The organism is Mangrovimonas sp. DI 80, assembly GCF_001975575.1.
GTDB classification, from domain to species: domain Bacteria; phylum Bacteroidota; class Bacteroidia; order Flavobacteriales; family Flavobacteriaceae; genus Mangrovimonas_A; species Mangrovimonas_A xylaniphaga.
Window position 1 is genome coordinate 200,487 of sequence record NZ_MSDT01000006.1, and the last position, 17,267, is coordinate 217,753.

The 17,267-nt window shown below is 38.2% G+C and carries 22 protein-coding genes; 18 read left to right on the forward strand and 4 right to left on the reverse strand.

All coding sequences use genetic code 11. From position 1 onward, the window contains the following. Nucleotides 1-7: 7 nt before the first annotated feature. From BKM32_RS12800 to BKM32_RS12815, 4 genes are all read right to left on the reverse strand, one after another. On the reverse strand, nt 8-931 hold the full coding sequence (locus BKM32_RS12800) for a hypothetical protein (RefSeq protein ID WP_123812120.1): 924 nt from the start codon (nt 929-931) through the stop codon (nt 8-10). A gap of 21 nt (nt 932-952) precedes the next feature. Continuing rightward, nucleotides 953-2,401: a SusD/RagB family nutrient-binding outer membrane lipoprotein gene (locus BKM32_RS12805; protein WP_168155198.1), complete on the reverse strand. Its 1,449-nt coding sequence runs from the start codon at nt 2,399-2,401 to the stop codon at nt 953-955. 10 nt (nt 2,402-2,411) lie between these two features. Then, on the reverse strand, nt 2,412-5,537 hold the full coding sequence (locus tag BKM32_RS12810; RefSeq protein ID WP_053975749.1) for a SusC/RagA family TonB-linked outer membrane protein: 3,126 nt from the start codon (nt 5,535-5,537) through the stop codon (nt 2,412-2,414). A 100-nt stretch (nt 5,538-5,637) separates the two neighbouring features. Further along, nucleotides 5,638-7,302 carry a POTRA domain-containing protein gene (locus BKM32_RS12815; protein WP_076664470.1) on the reverse strand — a complete coding sequence of 555 codons (1,665 nt, stop codon included), beginning with the start codon at nt 7,300-7,302 and terminating at the stop codon, nt 5,638-5,640. 194 nt (nt 7,303-7,496) lie between these two features. Here BKM32_RS12815 and rpsL point away from each other — a divergent pair, with 194 nt between their 5' ends. The 18 genes from rpsL to rpsN all read left to right on the forward strand — a co-directional run bounded on the left by rpsL (nt 7,497) and on the right by rpsN (nt 17,226). Then, nucleotides 7,497-7,871 (forward strand): 30S ribosomal protein S12, encoded by a 375-nt coding sequence (rpsL, locus tag BKM32_RS12820; protein ID WP_053975748.1) that lies wholly within the window; start codon nt 7,497-7,499, stop codon nt 7,869-7,871. A gap of 24 nt (nt 7,872-7,895) precedes the next feature. Continuing rightward, the gene (gene rpsG / locus BKM32_RS12825) at nt 7,896-8,372 is read left to right on the forward strand and encodes a 30S ribosomal protein S7 (RefSeq protein ID WP_053975747.1); all 477 of its coding nucleotides are present in this window, start codon (nt 7,896-7,898) and stop codon (nt 8,370-8,372) included. A 4-nt stretch (nt 8,373-8,376) separates the two neighbouring features. After that, nucleotides 8,377-10,503 carry an elongation factor G gene (gene fusA, locus BKM32_RS12830; protein ID WP_053975746.1) on the forward strand — a complete coding sequence of 709 codons (2,127 nt, stop codon included), beginning with the start codon at nt 8,377-8,379 and terminating at the stop codon, nt 10,501-10,503. An 11-nt stretch (nt 10,504-10,514) separates the two neighbouring features. Continuing rightward, nucleotides 10,515-10,820, forward strand: coding sequence for a 30S ribosomal protein S10 (gene rpsJ / locus BKM32_RS12835; RefSeq protein ID WP_007650482.1), 306 nt, complete (start codon nt 10,515-10,517; stop codon nt 10,818-10,820). A 147-nt stretch (nt 10,821-10,967) separates the two neighbouring features. After that, the gene (gene rplC, locus BKM32_RS12840; protein ID WP_053975745.1) at nt 10,968-11,585 is read left to right on the forward strand and encodes a 50S ribosomal protein L3; all 618 of its coding nucleotides are present in this window, start codon (nt 10,968-10,970) and stop codon (nt 11,583-11,585) included. Continuing rightward, nucleotides 11,585-12,214 carry a 50S ribosomal protein L4 gene (gene rplD, locus BKM32_RS12845; protein WP_053975744.1) on the forward strand — a complete coding sequence of 210 codons (630 nt, stop codon included), beginning with the start codon at nt 11,585-11,587 and terminating at the stop codon, nt 12,212-12,214. The genes rplC and rplD overlap by 1 nt, the downstream gene beginning before the upstream one ends. A 7-nt stretch (nt 12,215-12,221) precedes the next feature. Continuing rightward, on the forward strand, nt 12,222-12,512 hold the full coding sequence (rplW, locus tag BKM32_RS12850; RefSeq protein ID WP_076664155.1) for a 50S ribosomal protein L23: 291 nt from the start codon (nt 12,222-12,224) through the stop codon (nt 12,510-12,512). Between the two features lie 10 nt (nt 12,513-12,522). Further along, nucleotides 12,523-13,350, forward strand: a complete 828-nt coding sequence (gene rplB, locus BKM32_RS12855; RefSeq protein ID WP_053975742.1) for a 50S ribosomal protein L2 — start codon at nt 12,523-12,525, stop codon at nt 13,348-13,350. Nucleotides 13,351-13,356: 6 nt separating this feature from the next. Then, a complete protein-coding gene (gene rpsS / locus BKM32_RS12860) occupies nt 13,357-13,635 on the forward strand; it encodes a 30S ribosomal protein S19 (RefSeq protein WP_053975741.1) in 279 nt (92 codons plus the stop codon). Between the two features lie 8 nt (nt 13,636-13,643). Next, nucleotides 13,644-14,054: a 50S ribosomal protein L22 gene (gene rplV, locus BKM32_RS12865; RefSeq protein ID WP_053975740.1), complete on the forward strand. Its 411-nt coding sequence runs from the start codon at nt 13,644-13,646 to the stop codon at nt 14,052-14,054. 9 nt (nt 14,055-14,063) lie between these two features. Beyond that, a complete protein-coding gene (gene rpsC / locus BKM32_RS12870; protein WP_053975739.1) occupies nt 14,064-14,780 on the forward strand; it encodes a 30S ribosomal protein S3 in 717 nt (238 codons plus the stop codon). Between the two features lie 18 nt (nt 14,781-14,798). Then, nucleotides 14,799-15,224 (forward strand): 50S ribosomal protein L16, encoded by a 426-nt coding sequence (gene rplP / locus BKM32_RS12875; RefSeq protein ID WP_053975738.1) that lies wholly within the window; start codon nt 14,799-14,801, stop codon nt 15,222-15,224. Between the two features lie 9 nt (nt 15,225-15,233). Further along, complete coding sequence (rpmC, locus tag BKM32_RS12880) at nt 15,234-15,425, forward strand: 50S ribosomal protein L29 (RefSeq protein ID WP_076664156.1); 192 nt, start codon at nt 15,234-15,236, stop codon at nt 15,423-15,425. A 17-nt stretch (nt 15,426-15,442) separates the two neighbouring features. Beyond that, a complete protein-coding gene (gene rpsQ, locus BKM32_RS12885; RefSeq protein ID WP_053975736.1) occupies nt 15,443-15,700 on the forward strand; it encodes a 30S ribosomal protein S17 in 258 nt (85 codons plus the stop codon). Nucleotides 15,701-15,702: 2 nt separating this feature from the next. Then, entirely contained in the window at nt 15,703-16,071 is a 369-nt protein-coding gene (gene rplN / locus BKM32_RS12890; protein WP_053975735.1) for a 50S ribosomal protein L14, read from the forward strand. A 13-nt stretch (nt 16,072-16,084) separates the two neighbouring features. Beyond that, nucleotides 16,085-16,396 (forward strand): 50S ribosomal protein L24, encoded by a 312-nt coding sequence (gene rplX, locus BKM32_RS12895; RefSeq protein ID WP_053975734.1) that lies wholly within the window; start codon nt 16,085-16,087, stop codon nt 16,394-16,396. A gap of 5 nt (nt 16,397-16,401) precedes the next feature. Next, complete coding sequence (gene rplE, locus BKM32_RS12900) at nt 16,402-16,953, forward strand: 50S ribosomal protein L5 (RefSeq protein ID WP_053975733.1); 552 nt, start codon at nt 16,402-16,404, stop codon at nt 16,951-16,953. Between the two features lie 3 nt (nt 16,954-16,956). After that, nucleotides 16,957-17,226 carry a 30S ribosomal protein S14 gene (gene rpsN, locus BKM32_RS12905; protein ID WP_053975732.1) on the forward strand — a complete coding sequence of 90 codons (270 nt, stop codon included), beginning with the start codon at nt 16,957-16,959 and terminating at the stop codon, nt 17,224-17,226. Nucleotides 17,227-17,267: the final 41 nt, after the last annotated feature.

The following is a 17,267-nucleotide window of genomic DNA, read 5'->3' on the forward strand; positions in this document are numbered from 1 at the left end:
TCATTTATTATTCTACAATTTTTTCCATTACTTGATAGAATGTTCTTGGGCCAGATCCAGATGTATAATAACCGAATGTCATGTATAACTTGTCTTCTCCATTAACATCATCGCGCTCTACGTAATTGGTTGCAGATCCGCATGGAACATCTCCAAAATCCCCAGCATTAGATTCACATGTAATTAAAGGTTGACCGTTTCCTGTTTGGGCATCACCACTTGGAGTTTCATCTGGATAAGAAATTTTGTCATTTTCATCAATTTGAAAATACCATTCATTTCCGTTAAAAGCGCCAAAATACTCAACTACTCTATAGGTAGTGGCGTCAACTGATTCAATAGTGGTTTCTGAAGGCCAATCAGAAGCGGTATAGGTGAGTACTCCAATTCTATAGTATTCTGCTTCAAGACAACGATAAAGTCCAGCGAAACGAGTCCCTACAGAAACTTTTGTAATTGCTGCACCAGCTACTACCTCTCCATTATCTAGAGTGCTCTCGTACCTTAAAGTCCAGTAATCTCCAATATTTAATTCGGAGTCACTTGCAGGTAAAGGGCTACCATCTAAGGTTAGGCCTTCAATTAGATCTTCATAAGTAAAAGAGGTTGAAAAAGGAGCATTTGTTCCCAGTTCAGTGTCTGTGATGGCTACAGAGTCATATAAGATTTCTTCAGTACTATTTCCGGAGGCAGAACTCGTAAAGGACTTATAAATGTCTACATTTACTGTTTTAACCTTTCCTTGATAAATATTTCCTGAGGCAGTATATGTTGCTCCATTTCCAACAACATAACCTATGGCAGCATTATTAAGAGATATAAGGCCTCCTGTTGTGGCTCCTCCAGTTAATTCGTCATTGTCATCATCTATGCAAGAAACCATCATGGAGAGTGATAACAACGATAATATTAAGAATTTTATATTTTTCATATGTATAAATTTATAGGTTTATTATTGCCAAAATAATGCAGATGTCAACTCATCGCCTCCAATAGAGGATGCAGCAGCAGCATTGTTTTCGCTGTTAAGAGATGGTTCTGTTGTTGGATAGTAGTATCTAGAAGGAATTTGATTAATGTCCCCTTCAACAGCTGGAGTTAACACAGGGAAATTAGTTCTTCTCCATTCCGTCCAAGCTTCAAAACCTTGTCCAAATAGAGCTAGCCATTTTTCTTCGCCTATCTTTTGACGAGCATCATTTTGATTGGCAAACCCTAAACCTTCTTGTGCTATGTAAGCAGAAGGACTTATGCCATGGAACTCATAACTAGCCTCGATACCTGTGTAGTAGTAGCTTAAGGCTGCATCCAATCCTCCAGAGATATATCCTTCGGTTGCCGCTTCAGCCATTAAAAAGCTTAACTCAGAGAAAGACATTAAAACTCCTGGTAGTTCAGGGTTTAAATAGAAATCACCCAATCCAGAGATGTTGGCGTAAGTGTAACCAAGTGCTTCGTTAGGAAGTGCTGTAAGGTCACCATATCCAGCTGGTTTACCTCTATATTCTCCGTCAGAATCTGCAGGAGCTGCATATAATGGTAAACGATCATCGTTAAGAGTCTTCATTCTTTCAACTACAAGCTCATTCACTTTGTATTCCAATCGCGCTCCATAATCGATTAATTCGTAAATAGGGTTAGCGTCTGGCTGTACTGCAGTATAGCTCACTTGGGCATCGTCATCGTTGGATGTCATCAAGTATCCTCCATTAACCAAAGCCTGTAATTCAGAACTTACATTTTGAGTTGATGAAATTCTCATTAAAGCTCTAAATTTTAAAGTGTTTGCTAATTTTCTCCATTTGGTGACATCACCCCCATAAAATAAATCGGAAGATGCTACAATTTCCCCTGAACCATTAGCAAGCAACGAAGCTGCTTGAGAGTACATGTCGATGATGCCATTGTAAATGGTAGTTTCATCATCATAAACAGGTTTTAAAATTGATGGATCCATTGCTTCGGTAAATGGAATAGGTCCGAAAAGTTCTGTCATGAATTGGAATCCAGAGGCTTGCATGATGATGGCTGCGGCCTGTAAGTTGGTGTTGCCTTCGGCTGCAGCTAACTCTTCCATGGCGGATGCTTCTGAAATTACACTAGCGAAAGTATTGTCCCATATGTTATCGATAACCGTTCTTCTTGGGATATAGCGTTCCTCTGAGTTATACTGTACTTTGCTCCACAACTGGGCCCAAACTGCTCCCATATCACCTCCTGCACCACCTAATACACCATGCATTACGTTCATATAAACTCTTTGAGTTGTCCCTAATAAAAGGTGAGCAGGTACCGCTACAGGATTGTTGGGGTCTGTATTTAGCTCTTCATAATCTTTAGTACACCCTGTAATCACTGAAAGTGTGATTAAAGTGCAAATGATGAATTTTATTTTTTTCATAATCATTTTTTTAGAATTTTAAGTTGATGTTGAAACCTATGTTTCTGGCAGATGGATATTGTCCAAATTCCTGCCCTTGTTGTCCATTGGCACTACTAAACCCTGTTTCAGGATCAATGTGCGGCGCTTTTTTGTACAACATTGCAAGGTTTCTTCCTACAATCGAGAATTTTAAACCTTCTACAACACTGTTCTTGAAAAATTTCGCAGGAATTGCATATCCTAAAGTTATCTGTCTTAACTTAACATAGGACGCATCAAAGATCGAACTTGATTCTACATCATTACTGTAAGCAGCTTGGTTAAACACTTTGGCATCTACCACAACATTGTTTGGTATATAACCTCCATTACCGTCTGACATTACACCATTACCAACAACTCCAGTTTCTCTACCTATTAAAGATTCTTCTAAGGTACCTGCATATCTACCCCAAGCATAGGTCATACTGTGTACTTCACCTCCGATTTTAGCGTCGATAAGCGTTGATAAATCAAAGTTTTTATATCTAATGGCGAAATTGGCACCTCCTGTCCAATCAGGAGCAATATCTCCCAATACTTTGTAGTCTTGATCAATAACAGGAAGTCCATCTTCGTAGATTACTTTTCCGTCTTCGGTTCTTTCAAAGTCTCTACCAACTAATAATCCGTAAGGTAGGCCTGGTCTAGCTTCAAGATTTAGCCCCCATTGACCACCTAAAATATAAGTATCCAATTCTCCAAGTGAAGTAACTTCGTTATCATTGGTTGCCCAATTAAGGTCTATATCGAAGCTGAAATCTTCCGTCTCGATTACTGTAGCTCCAAAAGAAACTTCAAACCCTTTATTGGTCATGTCTGCTACGTTATCCCATACATTTGTAAAACCAGTGGCTGCAGTTACTTGAATTGGAACTAAAAGGTCTTCAGATTTTTGATCGTAGTAAGTGAAGCCAAAACGTAATCTGTTTTGGAAAAATTTACCATCGATACCAACTTCAACTCCGGTAACTGTTTCTGCTTTTAAGTTTGGATTCCATTGAGTGTTAGGCAATGAAGCTTGGTTTCCGAATCCTGTGTTTCCAAGTCCAAAAGTTGGTTTGATACTGTAAGGGCCTAATGCACCTGTACTACCTACTTTAGACCAACCTCCTCTAATTTTCAGAAAGTTTACAGCGTCACTAGTTATTCCTAAGGCATCTGTAAGAATTAAGGAACCACTAACGGAAGGGTAAAAGAAAGAGTTGTTGTCTACAGGTAAGATACTAGCCCAATCATTTCTTGCCGTAAAATCAATAAAGAATAAGTTTCTAAATCCAATTTGACCGTAACCGTAAACACTACTAATTTCTTGGTTTCTTTCAGTATTATCAAGAACAGCTGTCGCGCCTGTTTGTAAGTTGGCTAAATTGTATAAATCCGGTAATTCTAATGCAGGAAGCTGACCATATGTACTATTGTACTTTCTTTCCATTTGGTTAGCCCCAAGATTTAAAGAGAAGTTAAAGTCATCTGTAATATCCTTATTGATGGTAAATAAAATACTGGAATTAATCTCTTCGTATCTTCTTTGGATTTCCGTGTAACTTCCATCAGGAGCATTGTTACTTCCTTTGGCTTGTCTGCTAGTTTCTAGTTGGCTATAGAAGTCAACACCTACCATAGAACTTACGCTCAACCAATCGTTAATTTCGTAGGCTAAATTAATATTTCCAATTACACGATCCTTTTCAAACGTATTTCTGTTGGTTTCCAATACCCAATATGGGTTGTTTTGGAAGTTGTGGTTCCAGTTAAGAGGAGTTCCTTCAGCGGCCGTTCCTTCTGGCGCTAATGGGAAGTTTCTCCAATCTCTTAATTCAGAAAAGTTAACTTGTCTAGCAGACCAAATAAACTGCTGGAAAGGGTTTTCATTATTGTATCCCGTGATAGGTAAGTTGTCGCTATCTATATTGAAATAGTTTACAGAGGTACTAGCAGTAAAGCGCTCTCCTAAATCAAGTGTTCCGTTAAATCCAATAGTGGTTTTTTTCAATTCGGTATGAGGTACCATCCCTTTTTCATCTGAATTACCAATGGAAAGACGGATTTTGTCCGTAGTTAAGGAGACGTTGTTGCTAATGTTTATACCAGTGTCCAAAAAGTCTTTAACGTTGTCTGGATAAGAGCGCCAAGGAAGTGGTTGCCCTCCGTTCAATTGTGAATTCCATTGAATAAATTCTAGGCCAGTATCTAAAGCCGGTCCCCAGCTTTCATCTACACCATCTCCAACACCAGCTCCAGCACCATTAACAAATTCAAAATAACTAGGGTCCCCACCTTGTCCATATGAATTTTGGTAATCAGGGAGTAATAAAGGATTAGAAAAAGTCACGTTCGTGTTAATGGATATACCAAACTTTTTGGCTCCACTACCGCTTTTAGTAGTGATTACAATAACTCCGTTTCCAGCTCGTAAACCATATAGAGCAGCAGCGTTAGGACCTTTCAGAATTGTAACAGATTCAATATCATCTGGATTAATATCGGCTGCACCATTAGGTAAATCGACACCTCCACCGCTTCCGGCGTTACCAAACGATCTGTTGTCAATTGGAACACCGTCTACTACGTAAAGAGGCTCGTTGTTCCCTGTAATAGAGGAGTTACCTCTCAATACAATACGAGAAGAGGAACCAACACTACCTGATGTTCCTGTAACCTGAACCCCGGCAACTTTACCGCTAATGGCATTTGAGATGTTACTTTCTCTGGCTTCAGTCATTCCTTCGCCTTTAATACTTTGTACAGAATAACCAAGCGCCTTTTCTTCTCGCTTGATCCCTAAAGCAGTTACGACAACTTCATCAAGAACAGCAGCGTCTTCCAACATGGTGATGTTGATCGAGCTTGATGATCCTACCGTAATTTCTTGGGTTTTTAGTCCAATATAAGTAAATGTTAAAATGTCACCGGCTTTTGCTGAGATGGCATAGTTTCCATCAAAATCGGTTTGGGTTCCGGTAGTTGTCCCTTTAACAATAATGTTAACTCCAGGGAGAGGAAGTCCGGTCTCATCCGTAACCGTCCCTGAAATTGTTTTTTCTTGTGCAAAAGTTATCTGCACAACAAACGCCAGTATTAGCGTTAGAATTCCACTAAACTTTGTTTTCATATTTAAATTAATTTGAATTAGCCTGTCCGAATATCTTAATAAAAAGTTAATAAAACAACAAACTTGTATTAAAATTTTTAAAAGACTATTAACAATAATGTTAAAACGTGGAAGAGATGCTTATGTGGATTTTTGAATCTGAAAATTTAAAGCTCTGGTTTTCAGTCTTTCCGTTAGAGTAGTTGAGTTTGAAGAGGCCGGTATTTGTTAGTAAGCCAAAACCAAAGCCTATACCGAAGAGTTTTTCTTTGGTGTTATTTAGTTGGTTTTCAAAATATGAGGCGTCCAAAACACTGTGAATATAAAGGTTATTTGAGAGGCGGTATCTATATTCTGTATTGAGTACGGCGTAAAGGTTGGCCAAGATGCTGTTTTCTTCAAAGCCCCTAATGGAATTGATGCCTCCAAAGCGATACAATTCGTTTTCTAAATATTGGTCGGAATTTAAATAGGCTCCATTTAAACGAGTGAATAGGCTGTTCCTGTCGTTTAAGTTGAAAATTTTATAGCTATTGACTTGAAACTGGGTTTGCCTTTCTGTTTTGAATTCTGATGAGCGTTTTCCAAAGCCGGTAGAAAAATCAAACAGAAAGTTTGTTGGAAATAGGTTATCATAATATTGTGGTTTTATGAAAGAGTAATTGATTTTATAAAAAGTCGATTTGTAATCTGTAATGGTACTCGTGGAGTTGTCTAGTAAATTGTTGGAGTTGATTCCGTGTATCCCGACTGATAGTTTGTTCCTAGAGTTTAGTTGGTAAAATAGGTTGGCGGATTGTGTAATGTTTACAAACGAGGAATCTCTTCTGAAAATATTCAAATTGGCATCAATGCCTATTGGTGTTTTGAAAAGATAGGGGAGGCTTACATCAAGGTTGAATGTTCTTTGGTCGTTTTCGTCACTCTTATAAAGAAGATTTAGGGATTCTCCATAATTAAGGTTGTTGATGAGTGCTAAGTTTAAATAACCGTCAAATTCCAAATTTTGAGTTTCCGTATTAGTTCCAAACCCTAAGAAGCCATCAAAAGAATTCGCTTTGGTCTTTTCTATATACAAATATAAGGTAGTGGAATCTTTGGTAAATAAAACTTCGGGATCCTTAATTTGGTTGGCAAATTGTAAATCGTTTAACAGGTTTGTTTGTTCTTTTATTTTAGAAAGGTTAAATGTTTGGGAAGTCTTTATTTTTAAAAAGTGTTTGACATATGACCTTGGAAATTTTTCATAACCTTTAATTACGATGCCATCGATGGTCCTGATTTTATTGCTAGTGATTTTCAGTTTAGCCGATAGAGTGTAATCGTTTATTTTTTTTAGGTCCGTTAATTCAAGTGAACTAAATGGGTCTCCCGTATTGGCAATCTCAGTATTGAGGGCTTCTAGAGTGTCTTCTAATTCTGCAATACTAATGAGTACATAGCCATCAAGTGTTTTTAGGTTGAGTGCTTTTAAATATTTAGGGTCTAATTCCTTAATATATATATGGATACTTTTGTAATGGTTGTTTAAATGTAAATGAGCAACGTAGCTTGAATCGGATTCTTTTGTGAGGTCTTCGAGGTTTGATTCCAAATATCCCAGTTTGTTTATTTTTTGTTGAAGGGAAAACAGCTCAGTTTCCAACTCGCTATAATTAGAGTTGATTTTTTTGTACCCTATGGAGTCAATGATTTGGGTTTCTTTTTCGTTTTTACCCTGAACGCTTAAGCGAAGTGATTGAGCGTGAATGATGTTGCAAAGCAACGTCCAAAAAATTAATTGCATTAACAATTTTGAGGAGGGCATCATACGGAATTTGATTTCAAAGCTAACGGAAATTATTCAACTAAAATATGCAGAGCAAAAAATAATTCACCAAACTTTTTAAAATTAATCACTTAACATTTGAAAAATTCATTTTTATTCCTACCTTTGCAGCCCTCTAAATAGAGGCTTTAATAAAAATTATATAGTAATATATGCCAACAATTTCACAATTAGTACGAAAAGGAAGAGCCAAAATAACCAAGAAGAGTAAATCGGCTGCTTTGGATTCGTGCCCACAAAGACGTGGTGTGTGTACTCGTGTTTATACTACAACGCCTAAGAAACCTAACTCAGCAATGCGTAAGGTAGCAAGGGTTCGTTTAACAAACGGTAACGAGGTTAACGCATACATCGGAGGTGAGGGTCACAACCTACAAGAGCACTCGATAGTATTGGTTAGAGGCGGAAGGGTAAAAGATTTACCAGGAGTTAGATATCACATCGTTCGTGGAGCTCTTGACACCGCAGGTGTTAATGGTAGAACACAACGTAGATCTAAGTATGGTGCAAAACGCCCTAAGAAGTAATTAAAAAAACTTTAAGAAGAAGACATGAGAAAAAGACAAGCGAAAAAAAGACCGCTTTTACCAGATCCACGTTTTAACGATCAGTTGGTAACACGTTTCGTTAATATGATGATGTGGGACGGTAAGAAGTCTGTAGCTTTTAAAATATTCTATGATGCTATTGATATTGTAGAGTCTAAGAAAGCTGATGATGAGAAAACAGCGTTGGAACTTTGGAAAGATGCTTTATCAAACGTTATGCCTCACGTAGAAGTACGTAGCCGTAGAGTTGGTGGTGCAACATTCCAAATCCCTATGCAAATACGTCCAGATCGTAAAATTTCAACTGCAATGAAATGGTTAATTGGTTATGCGCGTAAAAGAAATGAAAAATCTATGGCACAACGTTTGGCTTCAGAAATTTTAGCAGCAGCTAAAGAAGAAGGAGCGGCCGTTAAGAAAAGAGTAGATACTCATAAGATGGCAGAGGCTAACAAAGCATTCTCACACTTTAGATTCTAATAAAATGGCAAGAGATTTAAAACTTACAAGAAATATAGGTATTGCGGCTCACATTGATGCTGGTAAAACAACAACAACGGAGCGTATACTTTATTATACAGGAGTTTCTCACAAAATTGGTGAGGTGCACGATGGTGCTGCAACTATGGACTGGATGGAGCAAGAGCAAGAGCGTGGTATTACTATCACATCTGCAGCTACAACTTGTACATGGCAGTTCCCATTGGAGAATGCGCAGCCTACTCCAGAGACTCAAGGGTATCACTTTAACATTATCGATACTCCGGGTCACGTTGACTTTACCGTAGAGGTAAACCGTTCATTACGTGTATTAGATGGTTTAGTATTCTTATTTAGTGCGGTTGATGGTGTTGAGCCACAATCTGAAACTAACTGGAGACTTGCTGATAACTATAAAGTACCACGTATTGGATTTGTTAACAAGATGGACCGTCAAGGATCTAACTTCTTAGCAGTATGTCAACAAGTAAAAGATATGTTGAAATCTAACGCTGTGCCAATCGTATTGAACATTGGTGACGAAGCAGATTTCAAAGGTATCGTAGACTTAGTAAAAAACAGAGCTATTGTATGGCATGATGAAACTCAAGGGGCAACTTTTGATGTTATCGACATTCCTGAAGATATGAAAGAAGAAGCACGTAAATACCGTGCGCTTTTAATTGAAGAGGTAGCTACTTACGATGAGAACTTATTAGAGAAATTCATGGAAGATGAAGATTCTATTACAGAAGAAGAAGTGCACGCTGCACTTAGAGCTGCTGTAATGGATATGGCTATCATTCCTATGATCTGTGGTTCTTCATTTAAAAATAAAGGAGTACAGTTCTTATTAGATGCTGTTTGTCGTTATTTACCTTCTCCATTAGATAGAGATAACATTATTGGTACTAACCCAGACACAGGAGCTGAAGAGACTCGTAAACCAAGTGTTGACGCGCCTTTCGCTGCATTGGCATTTAAAATTGCTACCGATCCTTTCGTAGGTCGTTTGGCATTCTTTAGAGCTTACTCTGGACGTTTAGATGCAGGTTCTTACATCTTGAACAACCGTTCAGGTAAAAAAGAGCGTATCTCTCGTATCTACCAAATGCACTCTAACAAGCAAAATGCTATCGAATATATCGAAGCTGGTGATATTGGAGCAGCAGTAGGGTTTAAAGACATCAAGACTGGTGATACTATGTCTGATGAGAAACACCCAATTGTATTGGAAAGTATGGACTTCCCAGATCCTGTAATTGGTATTGCGGTTGAGCCTAAAACTAAAGCTGACGTTGATAAACTAGGTATGGCTTTAGCTAAATTGGCAGAAGAAGATCCAACTTTTACAGTAAGAACAGATGAGGCTACAGGACAGACCATCATTTCTGGAATGGGAGAGCTTCACTTAGATATTATTGTTGACCGTTTGAAGCGTGAGTTCAAGGTTGAAGTTAACCAAGGACAACCTCAAGTAGAGTACAAAGAAGCTATTACTCAAACTGCACAACACAGAGAGGTTTACAAGAAGCAATCTGGTGGACGTGGTAAATTCGCGGATATCGTATTTACTCTTGAGCCTGCAGAAGAAGGTAAAGTTGGTCTTGAGTTCGTTTCTGAGATCAAAGGTGGTAACGTACCAAAAGAATTTATCCCTTCAATCGAGAAAGGATTCAAGATGGCTATGGTAAATGGTCCATTGGCAGGTTACGAAGTAGATGCTATGAAAGTAACTTTGACAGACGGATCTTACCACGATGTGGATTCTGACCAGTTATCATTCGAATTGGCTGCTAAACTTGGTTTCAAAGCTGCTGCAAGAGCTGCTAAAGCCGTGATTATGGAGCCTATCATGAAATTGGAAGTAATCACTCCAGAAGAAAACATGGGTGATATCGTAGGTGACCTTAATCGTCGTCGTGGACAGGTTAACGACATGGGCGATAGATCTGGATCTAAAGTTGTAAAAGCGCACGTGCCATTATCAGAAATGTTTGGTTACGTAACTGCTTTACGTACGTTGTCTTCTGGTAGAGCAACCTCTACTATGGAATTTTCACATTATGCTGAAACTCCTTCGAACATTGCGGAAGAAGTGATTAAGGCAGCTAAAGGAGTTGAAGCTTAAATCTTAAGAAAATGAGTCAAAAAATCAGAATAAAATTAAAGTCTTACGATCACAACTTGGTTGACAAGTCAGCTGACAAGATTGTAAAAACAGTAAAAAGTACAGGTGCTGTTGTAACTGGACCAATTCCATTACCAACTCACAAAAAGATTTTCACTGTATTACGTTCACCACACGTAAACAAGAAGTCTAGAGAGCAGTTCCAATTAAGCTCTTACAAGAGATTGTTGGATATCTACTCTTCATCTTCTAAAACAATCGACGCTTTAATGAAACTTGAATTGCCAAGTGGAGTTGAAGTAGAGATCAAGGTGTAAGTAAGCACATCAAGAAACAAATTTCTTGATCACATGTCCGGCGCTTCGTGCAAAGGAAAAACGGAAAAAGTACAATTCAGGGTTGAAACGTATTTTGACCCTGATTTTTTTAAAATAATATAGTAATCAATTTAATAATTAATAAATATGTCTGGGTTAATAGGAAAAAAGATCGGTATGACCAGCATTTTCGATGAAAATGGAAAAAACATTCCATGTACAGTAATCGAAGCTGGACCATGTATCGTTACCCAAGTCAGAACCGAAGAGGTTGACGGGTATAATGCTCTTCAACTTGGTTTCGATGACAAGACAGAAAAAAGTGCTACAAAAGCGGAACTTGGTCACGCCAAAAAAGCTGGTACTTCTGTTAAGAAAAAAGTCGTTGAATTCCAAGGATTTGAAGGAGATTACAAATTAGGTGATGCAATCACAGTAGAGCACTTCATCGAAGGTGAGTTTGTGGACATCTCAGGAACTTCTAAAGGAAAAGGATTCCAAGGGGTTGTAAAACGTCACGGATTCGGTGGGGTTGGACAAGCTACCCACGGTCAGCACAACCGTTTAAGAGCTCCTGGTTCTATCGGTGCAGCATCTTATCCTGCGAGAGTATTCAAAGGAATCAAGATGGCCGGAAGAATGGGTGGTGAAAAAGTGAAAGTTGAAAATTTAAGAGTTTACAAAGTAGTTCCAGAAAAGAACCTTCTTGTAGTTAAAGGATGTGTTCCAGGACACAAAAACTCTTATGTAATCATTGAGAAATAATGAAAGTAGCAGTTTTAGATATAAACGGAAAAGACACAGGTAGACAAGCAGAGCTTTCTAAGGATGTGTTTGCTATTGAGCCTAACAATCACGCAGTATACTTAGACGTTAAGCAGTATTTGGCTAACCAACGTCAAGGTACGCACAAGGCTAAGGAAAGAGCTGAAATCTCTGGAAGTACTCGTAAGCTTAAAAAGCAAAAAGGAACTGGTACAGCTCGTGCGGGTAGTATCAAGTCTGGAGTATTTAAAGGTGGTGGACGTATGTTTGGTCCAAGACCAAGAAACTACAGTTTCAAATTGAACAAAAACCTTAAGCGTTTGGCTCGTAAATCAGCTTTGAGCATTAAGGCAAATGACAAGTCAATCGTAGTTTTGGAAGACTTTAGCTTTGACACTCCAAAAACAAAGAACTTCACAGCGGTTTTAAAAGCCCTTGATATTCAAGACAAAAAATCTTTGTTTGTATTGGGAGCGTCAAATAATAATGTATATTTGTCGTCGCGTAATTTTAAAGGGTCTGAAGTGATAACTGCTTCGGAATTAAATACTTATAAAATTTTGAACGCAAGTAAAGTAGTCCTTTTAGAGGGGGCTCTAGAGGGAATTGAAACGAATTTAAGTAAATAAGAAAGTCATGAGTATCTTAATTAAACCTATTATCACAGAGAAAGCAACAGCTCAAGGTGAGTTGAACAACTGCTTTAGCTTTGAAGTGAGCACAAAGGCGAACAAGGTAGAAATTAAAAAAGCAGTAGAAGCTGCTTATGGCGTTTCTGTTGAAAAAGTTCGTACTATAAATGTCCGTCCAGAAAGAAGAACCCGTTACACAAAAACAGGTATTCAGCATGGTAAAACAAATGCCGTTAAAAAGGCATTTGTACAACTGGCGGAAGGTGAGACAATTGATTTATACAGTAACATGTAATTAGACGAAAATGTCAGTAAGAAAATTAAAACCGATTACATCAGCTCAGCGTTTTAGAGTAGTTAATGGATTTGACGCCATCACTACTGATAAGCCGGAGAAAAGCTTGCTTGCTCCGAAAAAAAGATCTGGTGGTAGAAACAGTCAAGGAAAAATGACCATGCGCTACATTGGTGGTGGTCACAAAAAGAAGTATCGTATCATCGATTTCAAAAGAAACAAAGCGGGAATCCCTGCTGAAGTGAAAACTATCGAGTATGATCCAAACAGAACCGCTTTTATCGCGTTGTTGAACTACCAAGATGGTGAAAAAAGATACATCATTGCCCAAAATGGTTTACAAGTTGGACAAAACGTTGTATCTGGTGCCTCAGGAGTAGCTCCAGAAATTGGAAACGCAATGCCTTTAAGCGAAATACCTTTAGGTACTATTATTTCATGTATTGAGTTGCACCCAGGACAAGGAGCTGTTATGGCTCGTAGTGCTGGAGCTTTCGCTCAATTGATGGCAAGAGACGGTAAATTTGCTACCGTTAAATTACCATCAGGTGAAACCAGATTGGTACTTGTAACTTGTATGGCTACTATTGGAGCTGTATCTAACTCAGACCACCAGTTGATCGTATCTGGTAAAGCAGGTAGAAGCAGATGGTTAGGTAGAAGACCAAGAACAAGAGCCGTAGTAATGAACCCTGTAGATCACCCAATGGGAGGTGGTGAAGGACGTTCATCTGGAGGACACCCACGTTCAAGAAAAGGTTTACCTGCTAAAGGTTACAGAACCCGTTCTAAGACAAAAGCGAGTAATAAATATATTGTAGAACGTAGAAAGAAATAATAGGACATGGCAAGATCATTAAAAAAAGGACCTTACGTTCATTATAAATTAGATAGAAAAGTTCAACAAAATGTTGAGTCTGGCAAGAAGACAGTTATCAAAACTTGGTCTAGAGCTTCTATGATTACTCCAGACTTCGTAGGACAAACTATCGCAGTGCACAACGGTCGTCAGTTTGTACCAGTTTACGTAACAGAAAACATGGTAGGTCATAAATTAGGAGAATTTTCACCAACACGTTCTTTTAGAGGGCATGCAGGTGCAAAAAATAAAGGTAAAAAATAAGAAGAGCTATGGGAAGTCGTAAAAAACAAATGGCAGAGGCTATGAAAGAAGACAGAAAGCAAATTGCGTTTGCAAAATTGAACAACTGTCCTACCTCACCAAGAAAAATGCGTTTAGTAGCTGATTTGGTTAGAGGTCAAAAAGCTGAAAAAGCTCTTCAGATCCTTAGATTTAGCTCGAAAGAAGCATCACGTCGTTTAGAGAAACTTGTACTATCTGCAATCGCTAACTGGCAAGCTAAAAACGAAGATGCTAACATCGAAGAAGCTAACTTATTTGTAAAAGAGATCAGAGTAGATGGTGGAACAATGTTGAAAAGATTGCGTCCAGCTCCTCAAGGTCGAGCACACAGAATTAGAAAACGTTCTAACCACGTAACAGTTGTGATTGGAGCATTAAATAACAACACACAAAGCTAAGATAGAGATATGGGACAAAAAACAAATCCAATCGGAAATCGCTTAGGAATCATCAGAGGATGGGAGTCTAACTGGTACGGAGGCAATGACTATGGAGACAAGCTTGCTGAAGACGATAAGATTAGAAAATATGTTCACGCTCGTTTATCTAAAGCTAGTGTGTCTAGAGTAATTATTGAGCGTACGCTTAAGCTTGTAACCGTTACTATCACTACTGCCAGACCTGGTATCATTATCGGTAAAGGTGGCCAAGAGGTAGACAAGTTGAAAGAAGAGCTTAAAAAGATTACAAACAAGGAAGTTCAGTTAAACATCTTTGAAATAAAGAGACCAGAACTTGACGCATTCTTGGTAGGGTCTAGCATTGCTCGTCAAATTGAGAACCGTATCTCTTACAGACGTGCAATCAAGATGGCTATCGCGGCTGCGATGCGTATGAATGCAGAAGGAATCAAAGTACAGATCAGTGGCCGTTTGAACGGTGCTGAGATGGCACGTTCCGAGCACTACAAGGAAGGTCGTATTCCATTATCGACATTTAGAGCTGACATCGATTATGCTTTGGTAGAGGCCCACACTACTTACGGTAGATTGGGAGTAAAAGTATGGATCATGAAAGGTGAAGTGTATGGTAAGAGAGAACTTTCTCCGCTAGTTGGGTTATCCAAAAAGCAAGGAAAAACAGGACGTGGAGGTAATACAAACAAATCTCGACGAAGAAAGTAATTTTAAAAGTAAAAGAAGATGTTACAACCAAAGAAAACAAAGTTTCGTAAGCAACAGAAAGGTCGCATGAAAGGAAATGCCGGAAGAGGGCACGTACTTTCAAATGGAATGTTTGGTATAAAATCGCTTGACTCAGAATTTATTACTGCGCGTCAAATCGAAGCTGCCCGTATTGCTGCAACACGTTATATGAAAAGAGAGGGGCAACTTTGGATTAAAATTTTTCCAGACAAGCCTATCACAAAGAAACCTCTTGAAGTACGTATGGGTAAAGGTAAAGGTGCTGTTGAATATTGGGCTGCTGTGGTTAAACCAGGTAGAATGTTATTTGAAGTTACCGGTGTGCCTTTAGAAGTTGCAAGAGAAGCCTTGCGATTGGCCGCACAAAAACTTCCAGTTAAAACTAAGTTTATTATAGCTCGAGATTACGACGAAGCTCAATAAGAATGTATTATGAAGCAATCAGAAATTAAACAGCTATCTACAGCCGAGTTACAAGAACAACTTGGTATGACCAAAAAGAGTTATGCAGACCTAAAAATGGCTCATGCAATCTCTCCTTTAGAAAATCCAATTCAATTGCGTTCGGTAAGACGTTCAATAGCAAGAATTGAGACTGAATTAACTAAAAGAGAACTACAATAACTGTATTCTGCTGAAAGATGGAAAAAAGAAACTTAAGAAAAGAACGTATAGGAGTTGTTACAAGTAACAAAATGCAGAAGTCAATTGTGGTTTCTGAAGTTAAGAAAGTAAAACACCCTATGTATGGTAAATTCGTGTTGAAAACGAAAAAATACGTTGCACACGATGAAACAAACGACTGTAACGTTGGAGATACTGTAAGGATCATGGAAACAAGACCTATGAGTAAATCTAAATGTTGGAGATTAGTAGAAATAATTGAAAGAGCGAAGTAATTATGGTACAACAAGAATCAAGATTAAAAGTAGCCGACAACACTGGAGCAAAAGAAGTATTAACAATACGTGTTCTAGGTGGTACTAAGAAGAGATATGCTTCTATTGGAGATAAAATTGTTGTTTCTGTAAAAGATGCAACTCCTAACGGAAACGTAAAAAAAGGAGCAGTTTCTACTGCTGTTGTTGTACGTACCGTGAAAGAAGTAAGACGCCCAGACGGATCTTACATTAGATTCGACGACAACGCTTGTGTACTTTTAAATGCTCAAGGTGAGATGAGAGGTACACGTGTATTTGGACCTGTTGCTAGAGAACTTCGTGATAAACAATTCATGAAAATTGTATCATTGGCACCTGAAGTGCTTTAATGACTAAACTAAGATGACAAAGCTTAAAATAAAATCAGGAGATACCGTAAAAGTAATTGCTGGAGACAACAAAGGATCAGAAGGTAAAGTACTTAAAGTATTTGTAGATAAGAACAAGGCCATCGTAGAAGGAGTGAACATTGTGAAGAAGCACACTAAGCCAAGCGCACAAAATCCTCAAGGTGGTATCGTAGAGAAAGAAGCACCAATCCACATCTCGAATTTATCTTTGGTAAATTCTAAAGGTGAAACTACTAGAGTAGGTTACAAAATGGAAGGTGATAAAAAAGTAAGATTTGCCAAAAAATCTAATGAAGTAATATAGTAGTTATGACTTATACTCCAAGATTAAAACAAGAGTACCGCGACAGAATCGTTGCGGCTCTTACAGAAGAATTCGGTTATCAAAACGTAATGCAAGTGCCTAAACTAGAAAAGATTATCTTATCTAGAGGAGTTGGTGCTGCGGTTGCTGACAAGAAATTAATCGATCATGCAGTTGAAGAATTAACTAAGATCTCTGGACAAAAAGCTGTAGCTACACTTTCTAAAAAAGACGTTGCAACTTTCAAATTACGTAAGGGAATGCCAATTGGTGCCCGCGTAACCTTAAGAGGAGAGAGAATGTACGAATTCTTAGATCGTTTGATTACTTCAGCTTTACCACGTGTAAGAGATTTTGGTGGTATCAAAGCTACTGGATTTGATGGTAGAGGTAACTACAACTTAGGTATTACCGAACAAATCATTTTCCCAGAAATTGATATTGACAAAATCAACAAAATATCAGGAATGGACATTACCTTTGTAACGTCTGCAGAGACTGATAAAGAAGCACATTCGTTATTAACTGAATTAGGACTACCTTTTCAAAAGAACTAAGATATGGCTAAAGAATCAATGAAAGCCCGTGAGGTAAAAAGAGCAAAAACAGTAGCTAAGTATGCTGAGAAACGTAAAGCTTTAAAAGAAGCTGGAGATTACGAAGCATTGCAAAAGTTACCAAAAAATGCTTCTCCAGTACGTATGCACAACAGATGTAAACTTACAGGAAGACCTAAAGGGTATGTTCGTACATTTGGAATTTCACGTGTAATGTTGCGTGAAATGGCAAATAAAGGACTTATTCCAGGAGTGAAAAAAGCTAGCTGGTAAAAAAAGAATTATAAACTGGTTTGAAGTTCGGAGCCGAAGGT